Raw genomic sequence first — 25,448 nt, forward strand, 5'->3', positions numbered from 1 at the left:
ACTCGCTACCCCTCACTCACCCTGCAATGTCAAAACTAAAGTACGAGCGCCACCATGATCTCTATGTTCACATAGGTATATACCTTGCCATGTTCCCATATTCAGACCACCTTCGGTAACCGGAACCGTCACGCTACTTCCCAGAATACTGGACTTTAAATGTGCGGGCATGTCGTCAGAACCTTCAAATGTATGCCGGTAATAGGGCGCATTCTCCGGTACCATTTCATTAAAGTGGCTTTCAAAATCCTGCCGCACTGTTGGATCAGCGTTTTCGTTGATGGTCAGCGATGCCGATGTGTGTTTTATAAATACGTGTAATAGCCCAGCTTTAACCGAACCGAGTTGTGATAAAGCTTGTTCTACTTCATGACTAATAAGATGAAAACCACGCGGCTTAGCCGCTAACTGAAGTTCCGTTTGTTTGATAAGCATTTGTAAACCTGTTTGCCGTATATCAGAGCTTGCCATATGCTGACAGCATACAGAAAATAAAAGTATAACTTAAAGGAAGACTGACGATGCGATACTTAATTATAGTTTTCAGCCTGCTATTCAGCAGTACGGTTTTAGCTCAAGAAAATGTAGAGGAAGCGACAACGAAGGCTGTTGAGGGCTTTCTTTACGGTGCCAGCATCAATGACCACAAGGTTCACGATAACTTCTGGGCAGAAGAACTCACTTACACCAGCTCGACTGGAAACCGCTTTGGTAAAGAGCATCTTATGTCCGGCGTTAAAAGCTCAAAGACCAAAGACCCGGAAGAAGTTGAAGTGTGGTACGAGGCCGAAGATATCGAAGTAAAGCAATTTGGTGACACTGTGGTTTTTAATTTCACACTAACCGCCGAAGAAGAAGGAAAAGTGACAAAATACTATTACAATACCGGCGTTCTCATTGAGCGGGATGGTCGCTGGCAGGCAGTTAACTGGAACGCGACTGAAGTCCCTGAATAAAACCGACATAAACGCCGGGGGTAAAAATGGCAAGAGCACACGCATTACATATTTTAGTCGAGACTAAAGATGAAGCCGAAAAACTAAAAGAGCAACTGACCAAAGGTGCTAAGTTTGCCGAGCTTGCACGTAAGCATTCACTTTGCCCCTCGGGCAAAAAAGGTGGTGACTTAGGCGAGTTTAACCGCGGACAAATGGTTCCTGCTTTTGACAAAGTAGTGTTCGGCAAGCCCACTCTTGAAGTGCATGGCCCGGTCAAAACCCAATTTGGCTGGCACTTAATTAAGACGTTGTCTCGCAGCTAGCTAGCCGGGGCGGTGCCGGACTTAATTATTTTGTTCCGGCTCAACGCCTTTCTCGTTTTCAGATTTTACATAAATAGCAATGCCTTCTCCGGTTTTATCAGTCAACCCAAAAGCCTTACCCACACTTACTCCTAAGCCCAAGTTACCCGAGTATTTCCCTGCGCCGGTGCCGACATAAACAGAGTTACCTTCTTTTTCACCCGTTTTTTGAAGCAAAATTCCATTAGCACCAACTTTTGCCGCTTCCTGTTTCAGGCGCTTTAATACCGCGTCCATTTTCGCCTGCTCACCAAAGCTCCACGAGGAGTCGCTGGTTGCTTCAATTAAAGCTATTTCCTCATAGTTTTCTGGTTTTTCTAAATAGACTTTTACCTGCTCAGCCGGAATTTCCGGACGAGCATCACCAATAAGCACGGAAGAAGACGGTGACGCACAGCCCGCCATTAACAACGCCAGACCAAAAACTAAACCATAAGAAATGTTGTGTTTCATAATACGACTCTCGGTTTCAATTCCATCCTTAATCAATAGCACAGAAGTGGAGATTTCACTCAACTCTTTCAATATCTTTAAGGAGCCGTAGAATGCAGTTGGAATAAACGCTGTTCATGCTTTATTAAAAGAGGAGCTTTCAATTGGCGCACCAAAAACCGCACCTGCCCAGCAAGCTATGTCCGGTTTGCCAGCGTCCATTTGTCTGGCGTAAAAAATGGAAGGACTGCTGGGATGACGTTAAATACTGCTCTGAACGCTGTCGAAGACAAGGCCGTCAAAACTAGCGACACCTGATGATACCGAGGGTCATCAGCGCCAATAGTCGGGTGGTATTTTCGCCAATATTTCATAAAATTCTTTAGCCGCTTTTCTTCTATGCTAGCGTGGTTTTGTAAAGATTGGAATGTGTATACTGAACCTACGAACATAAAATTACGTACTAAATCGCACAGGAGAAAACCTGCTTAAAACAGTGGACAATGGTTTTGCTTAAGCGTAACCATGTCCATATTCCTATTTACACCAGCCGGGTCTTATATTTTCAATGAATAAAGCCGCGTTCGCCGATCTTGCCGAATACATGGATTTGCTATTAGATGCGATTTGCGTTGTTAATAAGCAGCACCAGTTCAGTTATTTGAGCCCGGGTGCAGCCCGTGTTTTTGGTTATACCCCTGAAGAAATGATTGGTCGTTCAATGTTTGACTTTATGCACCCCGATGACCATCAGGCAACCATGGCTATCGCTCAACAAGTCAACTCAGGTAACGAGGTTGTTCAGTTCGAGAACCGATACATACGTAAAGACGGCTCAATAGTGCATTTGCTATGGTCCGCGCGCTGGTCTGAACGAGACCAGATGCGGGTTGGCGTTGCCCGGGATGTATCTGAGCAAAAGCAACTTGAAGCAGAACGTGAAGCTTTAATAGCGCGCTTAGAGCATATGGCACTGACCGATCCATTAACCCAGCTCCCCAACCGCGCACTATTTTATGACCGGGTTCGTACATCACAAACACGAGCAGAACGCGATGGCGGCGGCCTGGGTCTGTTGTATTTAGATCTCGATAAATTCAAAGTTATCAATGACGCCTATGGGCACGCAACCGGAGACCAGTTACTGAAGGGAGTTGCTGAACGGATTGCAGCTTCAGTTCGTGCAACCGACACGGTAGCGCGCTTAGGTGGCGATGAGTTTGTGGTACTTATTGATGCGGTTCCGACAACAGATGAAGGAGTCGATATAGTGCGAACCGTTGCTGAGAAAATTCGTCAGGCAATGCAGGCACCATTAATACTGCCGCATGGAGAAGAGGTTGTTACCGCCAGTATAGGAATGGCTCTGTGGCCTAAACACGGAGACACCGTAGACGCTCTAATAAACCGGGCAGATCAAGCTATGTATCAGGCCAAGCGCGGCGGTGGGAATCGACTAAGTGAATAACCAATGAAAGCAGCGCATCACCGCAGAGTTAGTGCGGTGATGCGCTGTATTTAGGGAAAAGATTTAAGAACTTTTCGTTTCGCTAATATAGTCGTTAACGAATTGCTCAAGTACATTAAGTGGTACCGGACCACTACCCAGCACAACGTCATGGAACTCACGAATATCAAACGCATCACCAAGCTCTGATTTAGCTTTTTCGCGCAATTCAAGAATTTTGTTCATACCAATTTTATAGGCTGTTGCCTGGCCTGGCATAACAATATGACGCTCAACCATTTTCACGGCATCGGCTTTCGCGTTCGGCGTATTGTTCACGTAGAAATCGATACCCTCTTCACGAGTCCATTTTTTGTCATGGATACCGGTATCAACAACCAAACGCACTGCACGCCAAAGCTCCATAGCTAAACGACCAAAGTCAGAGTAAGGGTCTTCATAAAGGCCAATCTCTTTTGGAAGTTTTTCGGTATATAGCCCCCAGCCTTCTGTATAAGCCGTGTAGCGGCCATACTTTCTGAAACTCGGAATACCTTCCAGCTCCTGGGCCATTGCAATTTGCATATGGTGACCCGGAATACCTTCATGATAAGCCAAAGCTTCCATCTGATACGTCGGCATAGATGACATATCGTACAGGTTGGCGTAATAGATTCCCGGACGTGAACCGTCCATTGACGGCTGCTGATAGAATGCTTTACCTGCAGACTTCTCGCGGAAAGGCTCTACCGCTTTTACCGTTAACTCAGCTTTTGGTTTATTAAGAAACAATTCATCAAGGCGTCCACGCATGTCATCAATAACGGCAGTGGCTTCATCCAGATAACGTTGACGACCTTCTTCCGTACTCGAATAAGTAAAGTCGTCACTGTTGCGCATATGCACAAAGAACTTCTGAAGCGTGCCGTCAAAGCCAACTTCTTTCATAATGCCGCGCATTTCTTCGTGAATACGCTCTACTTCGTCCAGACCAATTTGATGAATTTCATCGGCAGTCAGATCGGTCGTGGTGGTGCGTTTTAATGCGTTATTATAAAAAGCTTCGCCATCAGGAAATTTCCAGGCGCCGTCTTTAGTATCCGCTTGCTCAGCAATGCCCTCTACTGAGGTGATCAAGCTTTCATAGGCCGGTTTTACTGATTCCAGCATCGCTTTTTTCGCCGAATCTAAAAGCTCATCGCGCTGACTGTCATCAATATCTAAGCCGTCTATTTTCTTAGAAAAGTCTGCCCATAACGCGCTGGGTTCACCATCATCAAACGGCGCACCGGTAATGATATTTTCACTGTCGCTAATGACATAAGGGTAAACGAACTTAGGTGCGATAATGCCTTTCTCAGCCCGCAGCTCCAGGTTCTCTGCCAACTGCTCAAATAATTCCGGCAGGCCATTAAGACGCGCAATATAGTCTTCTGCATCATCCACTTCGCTAATACCGTGCTGATTAATTAGCAACGATGCTACGCTGGAGTGCATACCGAACATTTGGTTAACCGGGTAGTTATAGTGACGCCATTTAAAGTCAGCAATGTCGTTTTCCAGCTTCTGCTTCATTAGCGTCCAGCTTATTTTAGTCTGCTCATTCAGCTTAGACTCATCAATAGCCATTACCCGTTCCAGCTGTGCTTTCTGAAACTCTAAATCTTCTTTTGCGCGCTCTTCAGAAATATCGTCCCATTTATCCTGGTCATCTTTAATACCAAGGTAAGACTGATACATAGGGCTGCGCATAACATTTTCCATGAAAATGTCTTCAAACAGCTTATTCGCCTTTTCCGATTCGGTTTGCTCCGCATTATGGGTAGTGTTTTCAGTCGTCGCAGTTTTCGACTCCGCAGTTGCCGTCGTCGCTTCTTCTTTGGAAGCGTCAGAGCAGGCTGTTGTCATTAACACTAGCGAGACCGCCAGCGCTATCTTTTTATATTCAAACATGTGTTCTCTCCTGTCAGTTTTCTAAACTTGATATCTGTTGTAGCACAGTATGTCAACGCAGGCACGACCACAGGGTAAATTGTTAAGGCAGGCAGCTGCTTATTGCAGTCTATGTTCCCGGCAGGCTTCAATTTGCGCCGCAGGCAAGGGTTCACCTATTACCGGTTCAAGTGCTAACTGCACTTTTGGGATCAGTGCCTGAAACTCTGCCAGCAAAACCTCTTCGCTTACGCTTTCATTAAACACAAGTGTCACCTTTAAGCTTTGCGGAAAGCGCTGGTAGTTCACTTCATGAGTCAGCCAGATAAACCCCTCGTGATCAAACTTTGCGGCTTCGCACATTTGAGTCAGTTCGCGGATTATCTCGCGTTCTAGCTTTTTGTCCGTTTTTCGCATAGAAACCTTTCGTATTCGTTCAACAGAAAGCCTCGGCTATATTGGTATGGAAAGCGTATTTATTACGGTGCTCTATGCTGGTAGCATGTGGTTGTCGATAAGTTAGGTAGAAGCCTTATAACGCGTACTTCGCCCACCGCCTTCTGTTTTATAAAGCAGCCCTTGTGCAACCATATCCGCCAAGTGTCGCGTCGCCGTTGCTTTGCTCACTTTAGCCACCGACTTATACTGCGATGCATTAATGCCGTCCGCAAAATCACCATCCAACAACCGGTTAAGCACCTTTTGCTGATTCGGTTGAACATTTTTATCCGCGTGGTGAGCCCAGAATTTTGCCTTAGCGACAACCCTGTCAATTTTTACTAGGGCAGCGTCAATAGCTTCAGTAAGTGTTTGTAAAAACCAAACAAGCCATGGCGTTATATCAACCCCATGTTTCTGGGTATATTCCAGTATGTCGTAATAACCCGTACGATTTGCCAAAATCGCTTCGGACATCGCAAATAACCGAATACTTTGCCTGTCCGCCTGAGCCAGAGCTCTGTCGGTAAGCGCTCGAGTTATACGCCCGTTCCCATCCTCAAATGGGTGTATTGTCACAAACCACAAATGGGCAATAGCAGCACGTAACAAAGGGTCGTAGTGCGAGTCCTGCTGCGTTTCGTTGTACCAATTAACAAAGCTTTCGAGCTCTGGCTCAATATTGGCTCTTGGTGGCGCTTCAAAATGAACGGTCGGTCGTGAAATAGGGCCAGAAACAATTTGCATAGGTGCTTCACCGCGCAAAACACCAGGCTCTACTTTTTGCATAAGCGATTCATGATGTTCAAACAACCACCGATGCCAGTTTAGTAGCTTTTCTAATTTAATTGGCTCATCCAGGTCTGTTACTGCAGATCGCATTAAACTGGCTAGCCCTTCCGAGGAACCATCTGTTTTTACCGGTGATTCGTCATTAATACCGAACTGCCGAGCCAAAGATGAGCGCACCGCGTACACATCAACTTTTTCACTTTCTATCGCCGACGATGCAACAATATTTGCCAAGAGCGTATCCAGACTAAACTCAGCGTCATTCTCAACTAGTGCAGATTTACCCTTTAGCTGACCAAGACGATCATAAACACCACGCAACAAAGGCGCCAGCTGTTGTTGCTGCCACACCATGTTCGGCCAATTTTTATGTTGCCAAAGCCACGCGGTCATTTGCTGATTACCTTAGTTGCTTGCGTCGTGAGCTGAATACTAAATTTATTCGGCTCGATATATGAGCCAAATAGTAGGTGTATTCGGCTCATTTTGCAAACATTGGTACTTCTGTACCTTTTACCTGCTAAAGCCAATACGGGACTAAATCTACTAAAAGACTACCTGCGATCAGATACATTACCGCACTGATTAATGCATTGATAATACGCCAGGTTCTTGGTTTATTCAGTTTGTTCGCAAGTTTTTTTGCAACAAATACCAGTGTATAGAACCAGACTGCCGAGGCACATAAAGCTCCGGCAACGAACCACGGTCTATAGACTTGCTCAAAGCCAGCAGTAACACCGCCAACCAGAACAACAGTGTCTATATAAACGTGTGGGTTTAGAAATGTCATTGCAAAAGCCATCAATAATGCGCTTTTAAGCGATGTTCTTTTGCTTTCACCCTTTTCTATCGATAATCGACTTTCACCTTTTATCGCAGCTTTTAGCGCATTACTTCCATACCAGATTAAGAAAATAGCACCCGCTAAGCTCAGCATTTGCCCCCAGATGCTTTCAATCGAAAAGAGCGCGCCAACGCCAAATACGCCCGCACCAATAAGTAGAATATCGCCGATAAAGCAAACGGTCGCCGCTGCAAACGGATGATTATTGGTTAGCCCGGTTTTTAACAGAAATGCATTCTGGCTACCAATTGCGATAATCAACCCACCAGAAATTACGGCACCCATAACGAATACACTGACAAACTCAAACATTATCACTTCCTGCGTTGTTCTAATCGTTTAAGTCAACGATAATGGAAATCATCTCCAGTTTAATATAAAGAAACAAACAGTCAATATAATGACCGATAAAGATAAAACAGCTATTAACGAAGCTATCGCAAAACGCGTTTACACCTTTCGTAAGCAATACGGAATGTCCCTTGATGAGCTGGCTAAAAATGCCGAAATCAGCAAGGGAATGCTAGTGCAAATAGAGAAAGGGCGTGCAAACCCAAGTATCGGAATTCTATGCAAATTAGCCAATGCACTTGCCGTTTCTGTGGCGGATATAGTAGCTGTATCAGACGACCCGAAAGTAACGATTCGACAGCCTCAGGACATTCCGACACTCTGGAATGGTGATCATGGGGGGGCTGCTCGACTGCTTGCAGGTTCAAAGGGCACAATCATGATCGAGTTATGGCGATGGTCTATGTTTCCCAAAGAACAATTTGTATCTGAGGCGCACTCTAAAGGAACCATTGAACTCATTCACGTTGAGGAGGGTTGTTTAGACGTTTTGGTGAATGAAGAAACTTATACGTTATCCGCAGGTGACTCAATGACCGCCGAAATGGATGTCGAACACACCTACCTAAACAGCACTACCGAACCCGTTCACTTCACAATGACGGTTTATGAAAAGTCTCGGTAGGCGTTTCATAACAACAGTGGCGTCAGGGGAAAGTGAACAGTCGTAGCGCTGGCTTAGCCAATGCGCTTAAATATCACGGTTTGTCTTTTGAAGGCACGCATCACCGAGCTATTGATGATGCGTTAAATATTGTTCGATTGCTGAGGTTTACTGAACTATGAGCTCTCACCTGCGGTAAAACCGCAGGCTACTCAAAGCACGTCATTCTATATTTTGGATCTGTTCTCTCATTTGCTCAATCAACACCTTAAGCTCTACCGCAGCGGCGGTGATATCGGCATTAATCGACTTTGAGGCCAGGGTGTTTGCTTCACGGTTAAACTCTTGCATCATGAAGTCCAGACGACGTCCACAAGGGCCGCCTTTTTTCAGAATTTTGCGGGCTTCTTCCACGTGCGCGTCTAAGCGATCGAGCTCTTCGGCTACGTCGGTTTTCTGCGCCAGCATGACCATTTCCTGTTCAACGCGTTGCTGGTCCAGCTCCACTTTAGCTTCTTCAAAACGAGTTAGTAAGCGCTCACGTTGCCAGGCCATAACTTCGGGCATACGTTCACGCACAAAGGCCACCTGCGTGGTCACACCGTCTAAGCGCTCCTGCAGCATGCGATCGATGGCACTGCCTTCACTTTTGCGGTTGTCGATGAAATCAGCAGTGGCTTTATCGAGCGCAGCTAACACTTCCTTTTGCACTTCATCCATGTCTTGTTCATCATTACTCACTACCCCCGGCCACTTGAGCACATCAATTGGATTCAGCTGACCAGCGGCTGATTGCTGACTGACCCATTTAGCGCCAGCGATAACACTTTTAGCCAGCGGTTCATTGATGTTTAATTCTGTCTGGCGTGCTTCGTCCATGTGTATATAGAGTTTGCATTCAACCTTGCCGCGTTGCAGTTTCTTACGAAACTGTTCACGTAAGGTGTTTTCCAGCGAACGGAACGCTTCCGGCAGGCGAAAATAGGTTTCTAAATAGCGCTGGTTAACGGAACGAATTTCCCACGTGGCAGAGCCCCAATCAGCTTTATGCTCGTAACGTGCGTATCCTGTCATGCTTTGAATCATTGCAATTCCTTATTTTTTCGCGTGTTTTTCGCGATTCTTTTGCTTTTGCTCAGCATTTTTCTTGAGCATTACATAGGCTGCGCCGCGGCCGCCGTGCGGTCGTTGCGCGCTATGGAATGCTAGTACCGGCGCCATTTCGCGCAGCCACTTATTCACATAGCTCTTTATCAACGCCGGATGTGGCTTCGAGTGTTTACCTTGCCCATGAATAATTAGCGCAGTGCGAATACCCGCCTGATGACAATCCTGCACAAAGTTAAATACCGCCGTGCGTGCTTCACGCAACGTGTGGTGATGCAAGTTCAGGCTGGCCTCCATGGTGTAGCGGCCTTGTTTCAGGCGTTTAAACACACCGGCTTGCACCCCGTCGCGGTGAAACTCGATAGCTTCACCCGGCTCCACTAAATCGACATATTCAGTCGACAAGAAGTTAGCATTTTCTTCTTCCTCTGCTTCCGCCGCCCGGCGCCGCTCTTTTTGCGCCAGCGTCGGTTCAAAAGCCTGCTTAATATCAGCAACTTCTTCCCCCGCCAAGGGCGTTACGTCAGTCATTTCCTGACGAAACAGCTCAAATTCTTCATCATCTGAACGCGACATACTGCCTCCCGTCCATATTTTTCTAATCGGTCTAGTGTAATACGTTGCTGCGCGAATCGCGATCCATTAATCGTGCAATTCTGCTACAATTGCGCTCAATTTATACATTGCGACATTCACTCAGTAAGGAGATGACATGCGTCCAAGTGGCCGTACGGCACAACAAATTCGACCGGTAACCATTACCCGTAACTTTACCAAACACGCAGAAGGCTCGGTTTTAATCGAGTTTGGCGAAACCAAGGTGCTTTGTAATGCATCGGTAGAGCGCGGCGTTCCGCGCTTTTTAAAAGGTAAAGGCCAGGGCTGGGTTACCGCTGAATACAGCATGTTACCACGCGCAACTCATACCCGTTCCGCCCGCGAAGCTTCCCGCGGTAAGCAAGGTGGTCGCACCTTAGAAATTCAGCGCCTAATTGGTCGCTCGCTGCGTACCTGCATCGACATGAGCGCATTAGGCGAACACACCATTACTATCGACTGTGACGTGATTCAGGCCGACGGTGGCACACGTACCGCGTCTATCACTGGCGCTTGTGTCGCCTTAGTTGACGCGCTGAACTGGATGCGGGCGCAAGGTATGGTTAAAGTGAACCCGTTAAAAGAAATGGTCGCGGCAATTTCAGTCGGTATTTTAGATGGCGAACCGGTCAGCGATCTTGAATACATTGAAGACTCAAAAGCCGATACCGACATGAACATAGTGATGACAGAAGCCGGTAAGTTTATCGAAATTCAGGGCACAGCCGAGGGCGAAGCCTTCAGTTTTGACGAAATGAACAGGCTGGTCGAAATGGCTCGTCACAGCATTCGCGAGTTAATTGATATTCAGAAACAAGCTTTAGCATAAATTTGGTGTAACAGTAGGTGAGGAACCCTTCAGCAATGAAAGCGTATCAAAAAGAGTTTATTGAGTTTGCCATAGAGCGTGGCGTATTAAAGTTTGGTGAGTTTACCTTAAAGTCCGGCCGCACCAGCCCCTACTTTTTTAATGCCGGGCTGTTTAATAAAGGGTCTGACCTGGCTCGCTTAGGCCGCTTTTATGCCGCCGCGCTGGTCGACTCCGGTATCGATTTTGATGTGCTTTTTGGCCCGGCCTACAAAGGCATTCCAATTGCCACCGCCACAGCCGTTGCTTTATACGACCACCATCAGCAGGACACCCCATATTGCTTTAACCGTAAAGAAAAGAAAGACCACGGCGAAGGCGGTAACCTGGTGGGCTCAGCGCTGGAAGGCAAAGTGATGCTGGTGGATGACGTGATCACCGCCGGCACAGCAATTCGCGAAGCCATGGAGATTGTCGAAACGAACGGCGCCGAATTGTCCGGTGTTCTGATTGCTCTAGACCGTCAGGAAAAAGGCAAAGGCGAGTTATCAGCCATTCAAGAAGTTGAGCGTGATTTTGGCGCTCAGGTAGTTAGTATTGTGAGCCTGAATGATGTCATCACCTTTTTGAAAGATGACGACACCTTTAAGGAATATTTACCCAAAGTTGAAGCGTATCGCGCCGAATTCGGCGTCGCCTGATCCGAATGTGCGTAGCCTGACGTTTACGTCAGGTCCAATATCTCACCTGACATGAATGTCAGGCTACGCACCTCAGCACTCGTTTCCCCAGTTTCCCAGCCGTTACAGCTTTTCCTGTGGCTGCCAGGCAATACCAATGCTGCCGTTTACAATCTGGCATTCGCCACCTGAAGACTGCACGCGACTGGATTCCCCGCGCTGTGCAATTAAACGGAAGTCTTTATTCAGCAAGCTAACCTGCTTACGCTCGCCACACAAAATGCGCATAGAATCAATTAAGCCACGATCACTGAGAAAGTTTGTTGTTGGCTCTTCCTGAACCACATCATCACCCTCCGCAAACTCGGCGGTTTGTAATCCATACGGAGAGATAACCCCCGATGCTCCGGCGACCAGATAATGAAACGTAGCAGCTACGGCATTATCGGTTCCTTGTGCATCTTCCACCATAAACGCACCACGCTCACCAATAATGTTGAAAGCACCACTCTCTAAATTCACTTCCATTGCGGTATTTTCGTCAATACCAATAGATAATGGTGTGGAACTCGCAGCTGCCAGACGCATTAAGCGCCCCTGCCGCCCGCGCTCAGAAAACTCAGTATCCAATGTGGCATAGTGAAACAAACTTAAGCCGCCCAGCGGATGGTAAGTCAGGCTATCAGGTCCAACATTCGGCGGACAGGTGGTGTCTAAATTGCAACCAAATGGAGGAGGATCGGAAGCAATCGCTCCCTCTTTTATGGCCTCAGCGGTTGTGCCATTAGAAATCATAGGCTTAGAAGTCATAACCGCAGTGCCGGCACCCGTTCCGCCAATAACCACTTCCTTTTGTTGCACAGCTGCAATAATCGTCTTCAGCACATCGCCGGGTTCATTATTCGCCTTAATAAAGGTTGAACGAGTCAGGTTCTGATCACCATCATTAAAAAACAGTCCATCGGCATCGGCCAGCATCTCTGCGGCCGCATCAGAATCTTTGCAAAAAGCGACTTGCTCCTGATACCAGTCTTTATGCACCCGGTCACGTTCATAAGCACCTAATTGCTTTTGCTGAATTTTTGCCAGTTCATCGCAACGACCTTCCCGCTGAGCTTTTACTACAGCAGAATCCAGTGGCAGCCAATGCACTTCTGCTCCCAGCTGTTCAAATACACTATTGTAAAAATCTATCTTATCGTACGGATTACGTGATGCAGAGGTCAGGAAATACACCTTTGGCTTCCGTTCATCTCCGGCAACTGACTGCGCCATTTCAACAAAGCGCTGAAAAATTGCTTTTGACTCACCTTTGAGGTTTTCATCCAGATTAACCACTTCACGTGCGGAATCCGGAACCGGTAGCTCAATTAAGTCAATAATCCGGTTCCACTCAGCATCTGACAACGAGTTATAAAGCTGTTGTGTCGCCCGCCGGGTAAACTCACGCAGAAAAACGCGCTCAGGAACAATGTCTTCTTTTAAACGCTCGTGAATTAATTCCAGCGCATCAGCAACTTTTTTGCGAGTTTCTTCACGGTAACTAGGCCAAACCGACTCTGCCGTTGCTCTCGAACGAAATTTTTTCGACAGGTTTAAATACCTGTCGGTGCGCATCGTTTCCTTATCAATCCAGTCAACGTCATCACAGTTATCCGACGCGAAACTGGAACAGGCCGTCAGACCGCCACCAGCCAACAATAAATGTCGGTATGTATCGTCATCGGCAGCATTTGACGGCGCCGCAAAAGCTGATGACAATGCCGCCAAAGAGAGCAAGGAAAACAACGACTTAACCATAAATAAAACCCCTAGTTACCGACGGCTTTCACCGCTAGAATATTTCAACTAACAAAATCAACAGGCTGCAACGCTAGAGCGTTAACAACCCAACTGTCAAATATAGGACAATAGATTAACGCATTTATTATAGACAGACCTAAAATTCTCGCAGAATTAACTTATGTGATACGGCATAGTAAACTCACTGTTAATAAGCGTAAACCTATGAAAATAAATAATTTTCAGGGCTCGTGACGAGCATCCGAACACTGCTATACTAATCTCTCTTTTATGAAATAAGATCACACGTGTTGTTATGAAGTCACCGTTACGTTTTTGCGTTCTGTTACTGCTCGCGGGCCTGCTCCCGATGACCAGTTTTGCCTTCTCAGAGCAGAAACTGACTTTCCGTGCTCCCGAGGAAGGTCCCTTTACGCAATATGTAACAGCGGTGCTTGAAGAGGCATACGAAAAACTCGGTATTGAACTCGAGTACATCGAACTTCCCCGCTTACGAGGTGAGCAGTTGGCTGCTGAAGGTACCATCGCCGGGGAGCTGGGAAGAACAGCGCTACTTGAAGACAAGCGCCGGCACCTGCGCCGGGTGCCTTTTCCACTATTCACTTTCGATATTATCGCGGTAGCCGATCGTCGTAACTGTGGTTACTGCCCATTGTCAGAAATGAAAAGTCTGGCCTATGTTAACGGTATGGACTCAATTACCAAATTGGTCGAAAACCTGCCTTACGAACCGTCTATTGTCACCCCTATTGATATTGAGCAAGTGGTAAAATTACTCGATTCGGGGCGCATTCAAATGGCATTTATGGGGGATTTTCAATTTGAAAATTCAGATCTGAAAGATAACCCTCATTTAATTACTCATAAGTTATCGACAGAGGTTGGTTTTCATTATCTGAATGAAGAGCATGCGAGACTGATACCTCAACTGACTTATCACCTGCAAACTATGCGCGACAACGGCCGGATGAAGGCACTGCGCGAGCAGTATGGTGTCACCCTGGAAACACCAATACAGCCCATAAAGCGTCCTGAGCAACTGACGGTTGTAGGAGCCATACACCAGGGCTTACTGAATGCCGACGGCACGGGCAAATTATGGAATTTGGCTAAATCCGTATTTCCGACTTTTACCTCCCGGCTCAATACGGTTGTCAGCAGTTGGCAGCGAAGTATTCAATTACTACAGGAAGGCCGTGCAGATGCGTTAATCGGTGTTCGTCCTGATCAGAAAATAAAAAATATCATTCTGTCTAAATATCATATTGGCTACGACGACAGCATTTTTCTTTTCACCCTTGAACAACCGAATGATGGTCCTATTTGTGTATCCGGCCCTCGCTTCATGCAAACCTTAGTGGATACCGACCGACCCTTTTACCGGGCCTCGAATTCACTGGACTGCTTTGCACTGCTGGATATGGAAAGGGTCAGTGCGGTAATAGACTACAAGGACAACCTGCCTGACTGGACCGAAAAGCCCTACAAGAAACAGAAGCTGTCGGGACCACAACCTTTATTCATGGCCTTTCTCGACAACAACAGAGGCCGTGCACTTCGTCAACTATTTGATAACACGCTGTTCGAACAGACAATTGAAAAAAGGGCTAAACAGCAAATTAACGAGCGCCTGTAAAATCGTTCTGGCGCCAGGCTTCATAAGCAAAAATAGCCACTGAATTGGATAAATTCAGGCTTCGGCTGGTGTCCGCCATTGGCAACCGCAACCAGTTCTCTTGTGGAAAAGTTTCCAGGACCTCCATTGGCAGCCCGCGAGTTTCAGGGCCAAACAACAAAACATCGCCGGCCTCATAAGCCACTGCAGAGTAATTTGTCTTACCTTTGGTTGTGCACGCAAAAATGCGGTTAAACGAGGTACTATTCAGAAAGCTCTGCCAGTCTTTATGGATATTTACAGAAGCTAAATCGTGATAATCAAGACCCGCCCGACGTACTTTTTTTTCATCCAGCTCAAACCCTAAGGGCTCAATTAAATGCAAGGACATGCCCGTGTTCGCCGCCAAACGAATAACGTTGCCGGTATTAGGGGGAATTTCAGGCTCAAACAGTACAAGGTGCAACATGGTCGTTTTCATCACTTGGGTAAAAGCGGTAGAATAGCAGAATATCTTTTATAAATGTGTACCGGTACTGTGGCAAATCAGAAAAACTACCAACAGAATTATGCTTTTTGGGTACGACTGGCTAGTACAGCGTCGGTTATCGTTGCCATAATCCTAATTACCATTAAGCTTTTTGCCTGGTTCCAGACAGAATCCGCCAGTATGCTGGCATCTCTCACCGATTCAATTTTAGACAGCGGCGCTTCCATATTCAGCTTTTTTGCGATTCGCTACGCTTTGCAACCAGCAGATGAAGAGCATCGATTCGGTCACGGTAAAGCCGAATCCCTGGCGGCGTTAGCGCAAAGCGCCTTTATTTCCGGTTCCAGCATGCTGCTTATTTTTCACAGCGTTCAACAGTTTATGCAGGGCGGCAGTGTGCCTAAAGTGGGTTACGGTATCGCGGTTTCTGCCATTGCTATTGTCATTACCTTTGTTTTAATTGTTATACAGCGTATGGCTATTCGTCATACCAACTCTCAGGCCGTGCAGGCCGATAATCTTCACTATCAGTCGGACATACTGCTGAACTTAGCCGTTATTGTGGCGTTAATTTTAAGTAGCTATGGCTGGCTCTGGGCTGACAGTATTTTTGCCATGGGCATTGCCGTTTACCTCATTATTGGCGCAGTTCGTATTGGCTGGGATGCATTTCAGGCACTGATGGATCGTGAGTTGTCAGAAGAGCTGCAAGAGCAGATTGCTAATATCACAATGGCGGTAAACGGCGTTAAAGGCTTTCACGGTCTACGCACACGGGAGGCAGGCCCGGTGCGCTTTATTCAGTTACACATTGAGCTGGCCAACGAATTGTCTTTATTACGGGCTCACGCCATTGCCGATGATGTTGAAGCACAGCTGATGAAAGCTTTCCCGGGCGCCGATATTATTGTCCACATGGATCCTGAAATTGTCGCCGTGGTAGAAGGTTCACTTAAGCGTTAGCAAGTTTCCGGGTTTCTTCAATAAGAGCGTCCAGCACAGGTTGACGAAACTTGTCAGTTTCCATCATAAGCTCGTGCGATGCACCTTTAATGGTCTCAAACCTAAAGTGGTCCCGGGTAACCGCAGCAGCTACTTTCTTTTGTCCTGACGCGGAAACCACTTTATCATTCCCTGCCTGAAACAGAATGACCGAAATGGTAATGTCATTTGCCAGTTTCTGCGCGTTGATAGCGGCACTGATGGCCTCATACAGCCAATTAAATGTGGGCCCGCCTAGCTGAACATCCGAAACATTATCATAAGCATCCCGAAACGCCTTATATCGCTGTCGGCTATGTGTCAGAACGTTCTCTTCAAAAGGCACCGGCTTATAATTTCCCATACCGAGAAAATACCACGGTTTTGCCAGCCAGCGGTTTAACCAGGCTCCCGCAAAAACTATCCAACGCGCGAACCAATAAGGCACTATTCCTGTTTCTATAGAAAACATAGGAGCAGAGAGTATGAGTTTTTTATAAGGATGCTGGTAAGTGGCACAGTAAATGGTCGCTATTGTTCCGCCCATCGAGTGAGAAAACAGTGTTTTGGGTACATCGCCAAATCGTGCCACTAACAGGTTGGTAAAGTCCGAAAAGTCACGTACAAAGTCATTAAAGTTTTCGACATGTCCCTGATGAGGGTTCGCCGTCAGGCGCCCCGACAATCCCTGCCCACGGTGATCCAGTGCCGCAACAGAAAAGCCCTGCTGTGCCAGCTCCCAAAACAGTTCCTGATACTTCAGTGCCGACTCTATTCGCCCCGGAGCAATAACCACTAAGGGTGCGGAGTCACTATGTCGGTAATAGGCAAAATGTAATTTGAGACCATCAAACGCAGCAAAATACTCAGAGGTAACTTGTTGTTCCCAAAAGACTTCGACTTGAGCCTTAAAAAACTCCAGCCATTCGGGCGTGTCGTCTGCAGGGCGTTGTTGTGTAGTAGGCGGTTGCTTCATTCTTTCTGTTCGGGCTGACTTTTGGGTAAGTCTAACACGACTTCAAGTCCCCCTTCAGAGTGATTATGAGCTTTTAATTCACCACCCAGAACAGCCGCCGCGCGATGACTCAAGGCTAAACCAAGACCAACGCCGGCTTTATGGTGTCGCGCCGGATCGCCGCGATAAAAAGGCACAAACAGTTTACTTATGGTGCTCTCATCAACCCCCGGGCCGTGATCCCGAATGCGAATATGACAGCCTTTGCCGTAATCGTCACAGGAAAGCTCTACGTTATCTTCGGTGTAGTGCAGTGCATTACGGACAATATTTTCCAGAACCAGCCGCAGCAATTCAGGGTCAGTATCAATAACCGGCCAGTTGCTACCATGCCGCAGCAAGCGCTCGCGTACTTCTGGATGCTGATAACACATATCATTAATAAGCTGCTGCACCAGTTCACCGCTATCCAGGCTTTCATGGTTCAGATCAACCAGCCCATTCTCCAGTCTCGACAGCGAAAGAATTCGCTCAATAATCACACTGAGACGTTCCGTATCGCGGCGCAATTGTTGCCAATTAGGGTCGTCCTCATTGCAATCGGCTAAATCCAGAGCCACCTGCATACGCGCCATAGGTGAACGTAATTCGTGCGATACATCGCTGAGTAATCGCCGTTGCGCGTCACGCGAAGTTGCTAAGTCGACCGCCCCTTGCGATAAAGCCCGTGCCAGTTCACCAATTTCATCACCACGTTTAGGTAAACGTTTAAGTTCAGGCGTTGCACTACCATCAGCCACTTCGCGCATTGCCAGAATCATTCGTCGTATAGGTCGAATAAGCCAAATACCCAGTAATACTGCGAGTAAACCGCTACCAACCATTAAGGTCAGTATGCGCGCGCGGGTCGATTCTGCTTCCAACCGCTCACGGTCAACCTGCTCTTCAATGCCTAAGGGCTTAGTCACCAGAATTTTATTGCCGTCGAGCTCGAACGGACCCATTAACAAACGCTCGTCCAGAGGAATCTGCTGCGGAGACTCTTGACCCAGCATACGCAATAGCGTGGAACCGTGACTTACGCGCAGCATCTCGTCCATTAATAGCTTTTCGCTGCCCTGCACCGACAACTGTGCGGCAACGCGGTAGTCGCCAGCAATAAGCCGGCCGGGTTGTAGAGAGTGAAAGGTTAACGCATCGCTCAATAAAGGCTGTAACGTCTGATAAATCTCCGGCTCCAGTGGTTTAAGTTCAGCTTTAGGTTTGTTCCAAACCGCCAACAAATAACCACTGGCCGCTGTGACCGAAAGCAGCGCCCAAAAAATGAAAAGTAATCTCAGAGCAAGCGATCGGTACCACCGCGTACGCCGGTTCTTCATAAGCTTGCAATCAGTCGGTAGCCGCGACCTCGTATAGTTTGAATACGATCAGGTTTTGCCGGGAATTTCTTCCGGATGTTACTAATATGCACGTCAAGACTGCGGTCAAAAGGCTCCATTTTTCGTCCCAGTGCCGCAACAGAAAGCTGATCTTTACTGACCATTTGACCGGCTTGCTGCATCAGACAACGCAAAATATCAAACTCAGTTGGTGTCAGAATCAGTTCAGCATCATCGCATTTTACTTCCGTAGTAGCCGGATCCAGCACTATGCCACAAACGTTCAGGCTTTCATTCTGCATGGTTGTGTTTGGCGTGCGACGCAGCAAAGCTCTTACACGGGCAATCAGCTCACGTGGATTAAAAGGCTTTGGCAGATAATCATCTGCGCCAAGCTCCAGCCCCATGACTCTGTCATCATCGTCACCACGAGCCGTCAGCATCAGCACCGCGGTATCACGATGTTGTTGGCGTAACCGCTGCAAAAGCTGCATACCATCAATGCCGGGTAGCATAACGTCCAGCAAAATAAGTTCGTAGTCACCGTTAAGTGCTTTATCAAGACCAGTGACACCATCTTCGGCGACACTTAAATCCACAGATTCACGTTTAAACAATTCTGTCAGCATGACAGACATTTCAGTATCATCGTCAATGAGTAGTACGGAATGTCTCATAACTTGTTGTTCTCTCCAGAAATAAATCCATGATCCAAAATGCCGGGGATGGATACGACCCTCTTTACATAACTTTTACTTTAGCAGAGTTTTCAACTTTCGGGTTAAGGTATTCCTTCCCCAGCCCAGCCATGCGGCTGCTTTTTGTTTATGTCCGGAAAAACGTTTTAAAGCAGTCTGTAACGCAACCTGCTCCAGCTGCTGCTGATAACTTTGCAGAACATCCTGCGAGTTTAACGGCTGCTGTTCCAGCTCAGTTTGCAAAAAGTGTAACCAGGTAAGCTCACCGCCTGGCTCTGTCGAACCTGGCTCTGAAGTCACCAGAATGTCTTCAGGCAAGTCCCGGGGACTTATTTGCTGCCCGGGCGCCATAACGGTTAGCCAGCGACAGGTATTTTCCAGTTGTCGGACGTTACCTGGCCAATTGTAACTCTTTAATGTGCTAAGCGTTTCATTTAACAATGTTTTTGGTGTGACATTCAACTCTTCGGCCGACTTTTTAAGAAAGTGTCTTGCCAGAGTATCGATATCTTCCGCCCGCTCACGCAGAGGCGGCAGCCGCAAACGGATAACGTTAAGACGATGATAAAGGTCATCCCTGAATGTGCCCTGGTTAACCAAGTGTTCTAGTTCCCGGTGGGTGGCGGCAATAACGCGCACATCCACTTTTACCGGTTGCAACGCTCCCACCGGGTAAAACTGTCCTTCGGCCAGAACTCTCAACAGCCGTGTCTGAACTGGTAAAGGCATATCGCCAATTTCATCCAGAAACAAAGTACCACCGTCAGCTTGCTGAAAACGCCCGACGCGTTTACGGTCGGCTCCGGTAAAGGCCCCGCGTTCGTGCCCGAACAGCTCCGACTCAATTAAATCGGCGGGTATTGCTGCCATGTTAAGCGCAATAAAAGGTTTATCCGCCCGTGGGCTGTGTTTATGCAGAGCTCGCGCGACAACTTCTTTGCCAGTACCGGTTTCTCCGGTAAGCAGCACACTAACGCTTGAGCCCGACAAGCGACCGATAGCACGAAACACATCCTGCATAGGCGTGGCTTCACCAATAAGCTCGGGAACTGAATTTGCGTCTATTTGCGCGGGCGCATTTTCACTTTGTCTGGCATGCTGCAGAGCACGGTCAACGGCGGTAATAGCTTCATCAATGTCAAAGGGCTTTGCCAGATACTCAAATGCGCCGCCCTGAAACGCTTTTACCGTTGTCTCGAGATCGGAATGCGCGGTCATAACCACAACAGGCAAATGCGCCTCGGTCTGATGCAGCCGCTCCAGTACAGCCAGGCCGTTTTCTCCCGGCATACGGATATCGGTGAGCACAACGGTTGGTTTATCGCTCTTTAGAGCCATGAAAAAGTCTTCGCCATTGGCAAAACTGCGCACGTGATAACGGCTATCAGCAAAGGCTTTTTCCAGTACCCAGCGAATAGAGTCGTCATCATCAATTATCCATAACTGAGCATTAGTGGTCATCCGTCACCTCATTACCATTTTCTGCTGAAAGATAAGGCAAATACACTGAAAATCGGGTTTTTCCGGGACTGGAATCAAAATCAATTTTCCCTTTATGCTGATGCACTAAATTTTGTGCCAGCGACAAGCCGAGTCCGGTTCCTTCAGCACGGCCGCTTATCAACGGATAAAACAGGGTTTCGCGCAACTCGGCCGGAATACCGGGCCCATTATCGGTCAAAGTAACCACCGCACATTGTCGATAGCGCTGTCCAAACAGAGTCAATTGGTGTTCTACCCGCGTTTTAATTGTAATAGTGCCTTCGCCTGACATAGCTTGTGCTGCATTTTGGGCAATATTCAAAAACACCTGTTCACAAGCTTCCGCAACCACCTGAATATCCGGCAGCGACGGGTCGTAATCCCGAACTAAATTCAGCGAGTCTCCATATTCGTACACCAAAGTTCTGGCAACTCTTTCCAACACTTCATGAATATTGGTTTCCTTCGACTCGCCCCTTTTTACCGGCCCTAATAACCTGTCGACCAAATACCTTAACCGGTCCGACTGGGTGATGATCAAGTCCGTATACTCTGTCAGGCTCTCGTCCGGAAGTTGCCGTGCCAGTAACTGCGCAGCGCCGCGTAAACCTCCCAGAGGGTTCTTTATTTCATGCGCCATACCGCGCAATAAGTGCTGGGTAGCGAATAGCTGATTACGCTGTTGATCTTCCTGATTTATTCGCCGCAACTGGTCTACTTGTTTTAATTCCAGTAGCAAAGCACGTCCAAAAGGTTGCTCTACTGTTTGAATACTGGTTTCCACCCGAATATTGTGCCCGGAATGCAGCGCGAACTGAGCTTCCGCATTCAGCACCGTTTGCTCGCTATTCAGGCACTCCATCAGCGTTTCTGACGCCAGCGAACACTGATAAAAAGCCGCAGTGAAAGGTTCGCCCAACAGGCGTTTTGCACTGTGATCGAGTAAGGATTCAGCAGACGAATTGACGTAACGGATGGTCAGGCGATCATCGAGGATGAGTATGCCTGTGAGTAGTTGGTTAAGTAGCGCGCTATCGTTCACGAAGGCAGGATAAATTACGCACCAAGTTGGTGCAACCGGGTAAGGCAAGACACCTTACCCGGCCAGTAACCATTAAACGCTGTAGTACATATCGAATTCTACCGGGTGGGTAGTCTTCTTCAATGTCTCTACTTCGTTGTACTTAAGATCGATGTAGGCATCAATCATGTCGTCGTCCATAACGCCGCCTTGCTTAAGGAAGTCGCGGTCTTTATCCAGCGCGTCCAGAGCCATTTCCAGTGAGTGACAAACGGTCGGAATGTCTTTCGCTTCTTCAGGAGGCAGATTGTATAAATCTTTGTCCATGGCATCGCCAGGGTGGATCTTGTTACGGATACCGTCAAGGCCAGCCATTAACAGCGCAGTAAAGGCCAGGTACGGGTTCGCACTTGGGTCAGGGAAGCGCACTTCAATACGGCGACCTTTCGCGCTGGAAACCAATGGAATACGGATAGAAGCCGAACGGTTACGGGCGGAATAAGCCAGCATCACCGGTGCTTCAAAACCAGGAACCAGACGCTTGTACGAGTTAGTAGAGGCGTTCGCAAAAGCGTTAATGGCACGTGCGTGCTTAATAATACCGCCAATATAGAACAGCGCGGTTTCGCTCAAGCCTGCGTACTGGTCGCCGGCAAATAAGTTTTCGCCGCCTTTGTTCAGTGACATATGCACGTGCATGCCAGAGCCGTTATCGCCAACCAGTGGCTTCGGCATAAAGGTTGCGGTCATGCCGTAAGAGTGCGCGACGTTATGCACCACATACTTATAAACCTGCAGTTCATCAGCTTTCTTAGTCAGAGTATTGAAGCGTGTAGCCACTTCGTTCTGACCTGCTGTTGCTACTTCGTGGTGATGGGCTTCAACAACCATACCCATGTCTTCCATTACTAAGCTCATGGTGCCACGAATGTCGTGCGCTGAGTCTACCGGAGGTACCGGGAAGTAGCCGCCTTTTACTCCAGGACGGTGAGCCAGGTTACCTTCTGAATATTCACGGCCTGAGTTCCACTTCGCTTCTTCCGCGTCAATCTTGTAGAACGAACCACTCATGTCTGTGTGGAAACGTACGTCGTTGAACAGGAAGAACTCAGGTTCCGGACCGAAGTAAGCGTCGTCTGCAATGCCTGATGAGCGCAGGAAATCTTCCGCACGCTTTGCAATTGAACGAGGGTCACGGCTATAGCCCTGCATAGTTTCCGGCTCAAGAATGTCACAACGTACATTCAATGTGACTTCATCAGTAAAGGGATCAATCACCGCAGACTCGTTGTCTGGCATCAGTACCATGTCTGATTCGTTAATGCCTTTCCAGCCGGAAATAGATGAACCATCAAACATTTTACCTTCTTCAAAGAAGTCTTCATCGATTTGCGACACCGGAATAGTGACGTGTTGCTCTTTACCTTTAGTATCGGTAAAGCGTAAATCGACGAATTTTACGTCGTGTTCTTTGATGGTATCGAAAATCTTATTAGCTGACATGTTGTCCTCCGTAGACAGCGTCTAAAAATACAGCTTGAGTATAGCAAAGCCTGTGCCAACTGACTTTTTTGTTTATATTCATAAAGTTAGTTCATTTAGCACTATAATGCGTAAATTAATACGCACCAGTATAGCGCATAACGCACAAAATTGGTGCAAAAGTAACATTCTAAGATAACGTCATAAAAATATAACGAACAAAAAACAATCAGGTCTTTCTTAATCCAACTCAAAAAGGTAGAATACGCCGCTATTTTTCACAAAACCCCTTGGACGGGTTTCATTCCCGGACAACTACAGGCAGTTCTTAATGACAATTCAGGTATTTGATATAGAAAAATTACGCAACATCGCGATTATCGCGCACGTTGACCATGGTAAAACCACCCTAGTCGACAAGTTGTTGCAACAATCTGGCACTTTAGAAAGCCGTGGCGAAATAGAAGACCGTATTATGGATTCCAACGATCTTGAAAAAGAACGTGGTATTACTATCCTCGCCAAAAACACCGCGGTTAACTGGCAAGATTACCGCATCAACATTCTGGATACTCCGGGACACGCCGATTTCGGTGGCGAAGTTGAACGCGTACTTTCTATGGCAGACTCCGTATTGTTAGTGGTTGATGCCGTTGACGGTCCTATGCCTCAAACTCGATTTGTCACGCAGAAAGCTTTCTCTCATGGTTTGAACCCTATTCTTGTTATTAACAAAGTTGACCGTCCTGGTGCACGCCCTGACTGGGTGATGGATCAGGTATTCGACTTATTTGATAACCTGGGCGCTACTGACGAACAGCTGGACTTTCCGGTAGTTTACGCATCAGCGCTTAACGGCTGGGCATCATTAGACATAGAAGATCAAGACGGCGACATGACGCCATTGTTCGAAACTATCGTTAGTAAGGTAAGCCATCCCGATGCTGACCCTGAAAGCGACCTGCAAATGCAGGTGTCACAGCTTGATTACTCGAGCTACTTAGGCGTTATTGGTATTGGTCGCGTTACCCGCGGTAGCGTTAAAGTGAACCAGCAAGTGACTATTGTTGGTGCCGACGGCAAAGAACGTAACGGAAAAATTGGTAAAGTCTTTAGCTACCTGGGTCTTGACCACATTGAAGCGGACAAAGCTGCAGCAGGCGACATCTGCGCCATTACCGGTCTGGGCGAGCTAAAAATCTCCGACACCGTGTGTGCAGTTGGTAAAGCTGAAGCTATGAAGCCACTGACCGTTGACGAGCCAACAGTAACTATGACCTTCCAGGTAAACACCTCACCTTTCGCAGGTAAAGAAGGAAAGTTTGTTACTTCTCGTCAAATTCTTGAACGTTTGCAACAAGAGTTGGTTCATAACGTAGCTTTACGTGTTGAAGAAACTGACAACCCGGATCGTTTCCGCGTATCTGGCCGTGGTGAGCTTCACTTAGGTGTTCTTATTGAAAACATGCGTCGTGAAGGTTTTGAATTAGCCGTTTCTCGTCCAGAAGTTATCATCAAGTACGAAGATGGTAAGAAAATGGAACCTTATGAAACCATGACGGTTGATATTGAAGAGCAGCATCAAGGTGCGGTTATGGAAAAATTAGGCTTGCGTAAAGCCGAAATGACCAACATGACACCAGACGGTAAAGGTCGCGTTCGCGTTGATTTTGAAGTACCAAGCCGTGGTTTGATTGGCTTCCAGACAGAATTCATGACACTGACTTCAGGTACTGGCCTTATGTACCATACGTTTGACCACTACGGTCCGCACAAAGGCGGAACCATCGGTCAGCGTAGTAACGGTGTACTGATTTCAAATGCTCAGGGTAAAGCTCTGACTTACTCACTGTTTAACCTGCAGGAGCGCGGTAAGTTATTTGCATCACACGGTGATGAAGTTTATGAAGGCCAGATCATCGGTATTCATAACCGTTCAAACGACCTGACAGTAAACTGCCTGAAAGGTAAACAGCTGACTAACGTACGCGCTTCTGGTACTGACGAAGCACAGACCTTAAGTACACCAATTCGTTTAACGTTGGAGCAAGCACTGGAATTCATCAATGACGATGAACTGGTCGAAGTGACACCTGAGTCTATTCGTATTCGTAAACGCGCACTGACAGAAAACGATCGTAAACGTTTAGGTCGTGAGCCGAAGAACGGTTAAGATTTGCAGAGCTGTTATAAAAAGACGCCCGCTA

Annotated in this window: 26 protein-coding genes; 10 read left to right on the plus strand and 16 right to left on the minus strand. The window is 47.3% G+C overall.

Going from position 1 to position 25,448, the window contains the following annotated elements; all coding sequences use genetic code 11:
* Positions 1 to 12: 12 nt before the first annotated feature.
* Entirely contained in the window at positions 13 to 435 is a 423-nt protein-coding gene (locus RJ32_RS12745; protein WP_034822800.1) for a secondary thiamine-phosphate synthase enzyme YjbQ, read from the minus strand.
* An 86-nt stretch (positions 436 to 521) separates the two neighbouring features.
* On the opposite strand from RJ32_RS12745, the gene RJ32_RS12750 reads away from it, so the two are divergent.
* Together RJ32_RS12750 and RJ32_RS12755 are read left to right on the plus strand one after the other, a co-directional pair.
* Entirely contained in the window at positions 522 to 956 is a 435-nt protein-coding gene (locus RJ32_RS12750) for a nuclear transport factor 2 family protein (RefSeq protein WP_034822732.1), read from the plus strand.
* Positions 957 to 982: 26 nt separating this feature from the next.
* Positions 983 to 1,261: a peptidylprolyl isomerase gene (locus tag RJ32_RS12755; protein ID WP_034822733.1), complete on the plus strand. Its 279-nt coding sequence runs from the start codon at positions 983 to 985 to the stop codon at positions 1,259 to 1,261.
* Positions 1,262 to 1,282: 21 nt separating this feature from the next.
* Here the strand turns inward: RJ32_RS12755 and RJ32_RS12760 are convergent, their stop codons facing one another.
* Positions 1,283 to 1,753 (minus strand): hypothetical protein, encoded by a 471-nt coding sequence (locus RJ32_RS12760; protein ID WP_034822802.1) that lies wholly within the window; start codon positions 1,751 to 1,753, stop codon positions 1,283 to 1,285.
* 143 nt (positions 1,754 to 1,896) lie between these two features.
* Between RJ32_RS12760 and RJ32_RS14565 the strand changes: the two genes are divergently transcribed.
* The gene (locus tag RJ32_RS14565; protein WP_082815469.1) at positions 1,897 to 2,040 is read left to right on the plus strand and encodes a DUF2256 domain-containing protein; all 144 of its coding nucleotides are present in this window, start codon (positions 1,897 to 1,899) and stop codon (positions 2,038 to 2,040) included.
* A gap of 260 nt (positions 2,041 to 2,300) precedes the next feature.
* Positions 2,301 to 3,200 carry a sensor domain-containing diguanylate cyclase gene (locus RJ32_RS12765; RefSeq protein ID WP_011235640.1) on the plus strand — a complete coding sequence of 300 codons (900 nt, stop codon included), beginning with the start codon at positions 2,301 to 2,303 and terminating at the stop codon, positions 3,198 to 3,200.
* Positions 3,201 to 3,263: 63 nt separating this feature from the next.
* On the opposite strand, the gene RJ32_RS12770 is transcribed toward RJ32_RS12765, so the two are convergent.
* The 4 genes from RJ32_RS12770 to RJ32_RS12785 form a co-directional block, all read right to left on the minus strand.
* Entirely contained in the window at positions 3,264 to 5,132 is a 1,869-nt protein-coding gene (locus tag RJ32_RS12770; protein WP_034822734.1) for a DUF885 family protein, read from the minus strand.
* Positions 5,133 to 5,231: 99 nt separating this feature from the next.
* The gene (locus RJ32_RS12775) at positions 5,232 to 5,528 is read right to left on the minus strand and encodes a hypothetical protein (protein WP_034822735.1); all 297 of its coding nucleotides are present in this window, start codon (positions 5,526 to 5,528) and stop codon (positions 5,232 to 5,234) included.
* Between the two features lie 102 nt (positions 5,529 to 5,630).
* On the minus strand, positions 5,631 to 6,734 hold the full coding sequence (locus tag RJ32_RS12780) for a Fic family protein (protein WP_034822736.1): 1,104 nt from the start codon (positions 6,732 to 6,734) through the stop codon (positions 5,631 to 5,633).
* Between the two features lie 127 nt (positions 6,735 to 6,861).
* The gene (locus RJ32_RS12785; RefSeq protein ID WP_034822737.1) at positions 6,862 to 7,500 is read right to left on the minus strand and encodes a LysE/ArgO family amino acid transporter; all 639 of its coding nucleotides are present in this window, start codon (positions 7,498 to 7,500) and stop codon (positions 6,862 to 6,864) included.
* 88 nt (positions 7,501 to 7,588) lie between these two features.
* Here RJ32_RS12785 and RJ32_RS12790 point away from each other — a divergent pair, with 88 nt between their 5' ends.
* Positions 7,589 to 8,164, plus strand: coding sequence for a helix-turn-helix domain-containing protein (locus tag RJ32_RS12790; RefSeq protein ID WP_034822738.1), 576 nt, complete (start codon positions 7,589 to 7,591; stop codon positions 8,162 to 8,164).
* 201 nt (positions 8,165 to 8,365) lie between these two features.
* Here RJ32_RS12790 and RJ32_RS12795 read toward each other — a convergent pair whose 3' ends face one another.
* Both RJ32_RS12795 and smrA read right to left on the minus strand, forming a co-directional pair.
* Entirely contained in the window at positions 8,366 to 9,229 is an 864-nt protein-coding gene (locus tag RJ32_RS12795; RefSeq protein WP_034822739.1) for a YicC/YloC family endoribonuclease, read from the minus strand.
* Positions 9,230 to 9,238: 9 nt separating this feature from the next.
* Positions 9,239 to 9,826 (minus strand): DNA endonuclease SmrA, encoded by a 588-nt coding sequence (gene smrA, locus RJ32_RS12800; RefSeq protein WP_034822740.1) that lies wholly within the window; start codon positions 9,824 to 9,826, stop codon positions 9,239 to 9,241.
* Positions 9,827 to 9,962: 136 nt separating this feature from the next.
* On the opposite strand from smrA, the gene rph reads away from it, so the two are divergent.
* Both rph and pyrE read left to right on the plus strand, forming a co-directional pair.
* Positions 9,963 to 10,676 (plus strand): ribonuclease PH, encoded by a 714-nt coding sequence (gene rph / locus RJ32_RS12805; RefSeq protein ID WP_034822742.1) that lies wholly within the window; start codon positions 9,963 to 9,965, stop codon positions 10,674 to 10,676.
* A gap of 35 nt (positions 10,677 to 10,711) precedes the next feature.
* Positions 10,712 to 11,356, plus strand: coding sequence for an orotate phosphoribosyltransferase (gene pyrE / locus RJ32_RS12810; RefSeq protein WP_034822744.1), 645 nt, complete (start codon positions 10,712 to 10,714; stop codon positions 11,354 to 11,356).
* A 102-nt stretch (positions 11,357 to 11,458) separates the two neighbouring features.
* Here pyrE and RJ32_RS12815 read toward each other — a convergent pair whose 3' ends face one another.
* Positions 11,459 to 13,135, minus strand: coding sequence for a cyanophycinase (locus tag RJ32_RS12815; protein ID WP_034822746.1), 1,677 nt, complete (start codon positions 13,133 to 13,135; stop codon positions 11,459 to 11,461).
* 298 nt (positions 13,136 to 13,433) lie between these two features.
* Between RJ32_RS12815 and RJ32_RS12820 the strand changes: the two genes are divergently transcribed.
* A complete protein-coding gene (locus RJ32_RS12820) occupies positions 13,434 to 14,774 on the plus strand; it encodes a hypothetical protein (RefSeq protein WP_016341407.1) in 1,341 nt (446 codons plus the stop codon).
* Here RJ32_RS12820 and trmL read toward each other — a convergent pair.
* On the minus strand, positions 14,758 to 15,222 hold the full coding sequence (gene trmL / locus RJ32_RS12825) for a tRNA (uridine(34)/cytosine(34)/5-carboxymethylaminomethyluridine(34)-2'-O)-methyltransferase TrmL (RefSeq protein ID WP_011235655.1): 465 nt from the start codon (positions 15,220 to 15,222) through the stop codon (positions 14,758 to 14,760). The two genes, RJ32_RS12820 and trmL, sit on opposite strands and share 17 nt — an antisense overlap.
* Positions 15,223 to 15,276: 54 nt before the next feature.
* Here trmL and RJ32_RS12830 point away from each other — a divergent pair, with 54 nt between their 5' ends.
* Entirely contained in the window at positions 15,277 to 16,206 is a 930-nt protein-coding gene (locus RJ32_RS12830) for a cation diffusion facilitator family transporter (RefSeq protein WP_011235656.1), read from the plus strand.
* Here the strand turns inward: RJ32_RS12830 and RJ32_RS12835 are convergent.
* The 6 genes from RJ32_RS12835 to glnA form a co-directional block, all read right to left on the minus strand.
* Positions 16,196 to 17,200, minus strand: a complete 1,005-nt coding sequence (locus RJ32_RS12835) for an alpha/beta hydrolase (protein WP_011235657.1) — start codon at positions 17,198 to 17,200, stop codon at positions 16,196 to 16,198. The genes RJ32_RS12830 and RJ32_RS12835 overlap by 11 nt on opposite strands.
* Positions 17,197 to 18,459, minus strand: a complete 1,263-nt coding sequence (locus RJ32_RS12840) for a HAMP domain-containing sensor histidine kinase (RefSeq protein WP_227016379.1) — start codon at positions 18,457 to 18,459, stop codon at positions 17,197 to 17,199. The genes RJ32_RS12835 and RJ32_RS12840 overlap by 4 nt, the downstream gene beginning before the upstream one ends.
* 95 nt (positions 18,460 to 18,554) lie before the next feature.
* Positions 18,555 to 19,235 carry a response regulator transcription factor gene (locus tag RJ32_RS12845; RefSeq protein WP_011235659.1) on the minus strand — a complete coding sequence of 227 codons (681 nt, stop codon included), beginning with the start codon at positions 19,233 to 19,235 and terminating at the stop codon, positions 18,555 to 18,557.
* Between the two features lie 75 nt (positions 19,236 to 19,310).
* Positions 19,311 to 20,717, minus strand: a complete 1,407-nt coding sequence (gene ntrC, locus RJ32_RS12850; protein WP_011235660.1) for a nitrogen regulation protein NR(I) — start codon at positions 20,715 to 20,717, stop codon at positions 19,311 to 19,313.
* Complete coding sequence (glnL, locus tag RJ32_RS12855) at positions 20,707 to 21,780, minus strand: nitrogen regulation protein NR(II) (RefSeq protein WP_231378597.1); 1,074 nt, start codon at positions 21,778 to 21,780, stop codon at positions 20,707 to 20,709. Before glnL ends, ntrC begins: the two co-directional genes overlap by 11 nt.
* A 72-nt stretch (positions 21,781 to 21,852) precedes the next feature.
* Complete coding sequence (glnA, locus tag RJ32_RS12860) at positions 21,853 to 23,262, minus strand: glutamate--ammonia ligase (RefSeq protein ID WP_011235662.1); 1,410 nt, start codon at positions 23,260 to 23,262, stop codon at positions 21,853 to 21,855.
* 310 nt (positions 23,263 to 23,572) lie between these two features.
* On the opposite strand from glnA, the gene typA reads away from it, so the two are divergent.
* On the plus strand, positions 23,573 to 25,414 hold the full coding sequence (gene typA, locus RJ32_RS12865) for a translational GTPase TypA (protein WP_034822749.1): 1,842 nt from the start codon (positions 23,573 to 23,575) through the stop codon (positions 25,412 to 25,414).
* Positions 25,415 to 25,448: the final 34 nt, after the last annotated feature.

This window comes from Idiomarina sp. 28-8 (assembly GCF_000320945.2).
GTDB classification, from domain to species: Bacteria; Pseudomonadota; Gammaproteobacteria; order Enterobacterales; family Alteromonadaceae; genus Idiomarina; species Idiomarina loihiensis.

What these genes read in the sequence shown, in the direction of transcription:
- RJ32_RS12845 (WP_011235659.1), bottom strand. Translation starts at nt 19,235, where the DNA reads ATGAGACATTCCGTACTACTCATTGACGATGATACTGAAATGTCTGTC.
- pyrE (WP_034822744.1), top strand. Translation starts at nt 10,712, where the DNA reads ATGAAAGCGTATCAAAAAGAGTTTATTGAGTTTGCCATAGAGCGTGGC.
- trmL (WP_011235655.1), bottom strand. Translation starts at nt 15,222, where the DNA reads ATGTTGCACCTTGTACTGTTTGAGCCTGAAATTCCCCCTAATACCGGC.
- RJ32_RS12775 (WP_034822735.1), bottom strand. Translation starts at nt 5,528, where the DNA reads ATGCGAAAAACGGACAAAAAGCTAGAACGCGAGATAATCCGCGAACTG.
- RJ32_RS12750 (WP_034822732.1), top strand. Translation starts at nt 522, where the DNA reads ATGCGATACTTAATTATAGTTTTCAGCCTGCTATTCAGCAGTACGGTT.
- RJ32_RS12755 (WP_034822733.1), top strand. Translation starts at nt 983, where the DNA reads ATGGCAAGAGCACACGCATTACATATTTTAGTCGAGACTAAAGATGAA.
- rph (WP_034822742.1), top strand. Translation starts at nt 9,963, where the DNA reads ATGCGTCCAAGTGGCCGTACGGCACAACAAATTCGACCGGTAACCATT.
- glnA (WP_011235662.1), bottom strand. Translation starts at nt 23,262, where the DNA reads ATGTCAGCTAATAAGATTTTCGATACCATCAAAGAACACGACGTAAAA.
- smrA (WP_034822740.1), bottom strand. Translation starts at nt 9,826, where the DNA reads ATGTCGCGTTCAGATGATGAAGAATTTGAGCTGTTTCGTCAGGAAATG.
- RJ32_RS12790 (WP_034822738.1), top strand. Translation starts at nt 7,589, where the DNA reads ATGACCGATAAAGATAAAACAGCTATTAACGAAGCTATCGCAAAACGC.
- RJ32_RS12785 (WP_034822737.1), bottom strand. Translation starts at nt 7,500, where the DNA reads ATGTTTGAGTTTGTCAGTGTATTCGTTATGGGTGCCGTAATTTCTGGT.
- RJ32_RS12795 (WP_034822739.1), bottom strand. Translation starts at nt 9,229, where the DNA reads ATGATTCAAAGCATGACAGGATACGCACGTTACGAGCATAAAGCTGAT.
- typA (WP_034822749.1), top strand. Translation starts at nt 23,573, where the DNA reads ATGACAATTCAGGTATTTGATATAGAAAAATTACGCAACATCGCGATT.
- RJ32_RS12780 (WP_034822736.1), bottom strand. Translation starts at nt 6,734, where the DNA reads ATGACCGCGTGGCTTTGGCAACATAAAAATTGGCCGAACATGGTGTGG.
- ntrC (WP_011235660.1), bottom strand. Translation starts at nt 20,717, where the DNA reads ATGACCACTAATGCTCAGTTATGGATAATTGATGATGACGACTCTATT.
- RJ32_RS12830 (WP_011235656.1), top strand. Translation starts at nt 15,277, where the DNA reads ATGTGTACCGGTACTGTGGCAAATCAGAAAAACTACCAACAGAATTAT.
- RJ32_RS12760 (WP_034822802.1), bottom strand. Translation starts at nt 1,753, where the DNA reads ATGAAACACAACATTTCTTATGGTTTAGTTTTTGGTCTGGCGTTGTTA.
- RJ32_RS12835 (WP_011235657.1), bottom strand. Translation starts at nt 17,200, where the DNA reads ATGAAGCAACCGCCTACTACACAACAACGCCCTGCAGACGACACGCCC.
- RJ32_RS12770 (WP_034822734.1), bottom strand. Translation starts at nt 5,132, where the DNA reads ATGTTTGAATATAAAAAGATAGCGCTGGCGGTCTCGCTAGTGTTAATG.
- RJ32_RS12815 (WP_034822746.1), bottom strand. Translation starts at nt 13,135, where the DNA reads ATGGTTAAGTCGTTGTTTTCCTTGCTCTCTTTGGCGGCATTGTCATCA.
- RJ32_RS12820 (WP_016341407.1), top strand. Translation starts at nt 13,434, where the DNA reads ATGAAGTCACCGTTACGTTTTTGCGTTCTGTTACTGCTCGCGGGCCTG.
- RJ32_RS12745 (WP_034822800.1), bottom strand. Translation starts at nt 435, where the DNA reads ATGCTTATCAAACAAACGGAACTTCAGTTAGCGGCTAAGCCGCGTGGT.
- RJ32_RS12765 (WP_011235640.1), top strand. Translation starts at nt 2,301, where the DNA reads ATGAATAAAGCCGCGTTCGCCGATCTTGCCGAATACATGGATTTGCTA.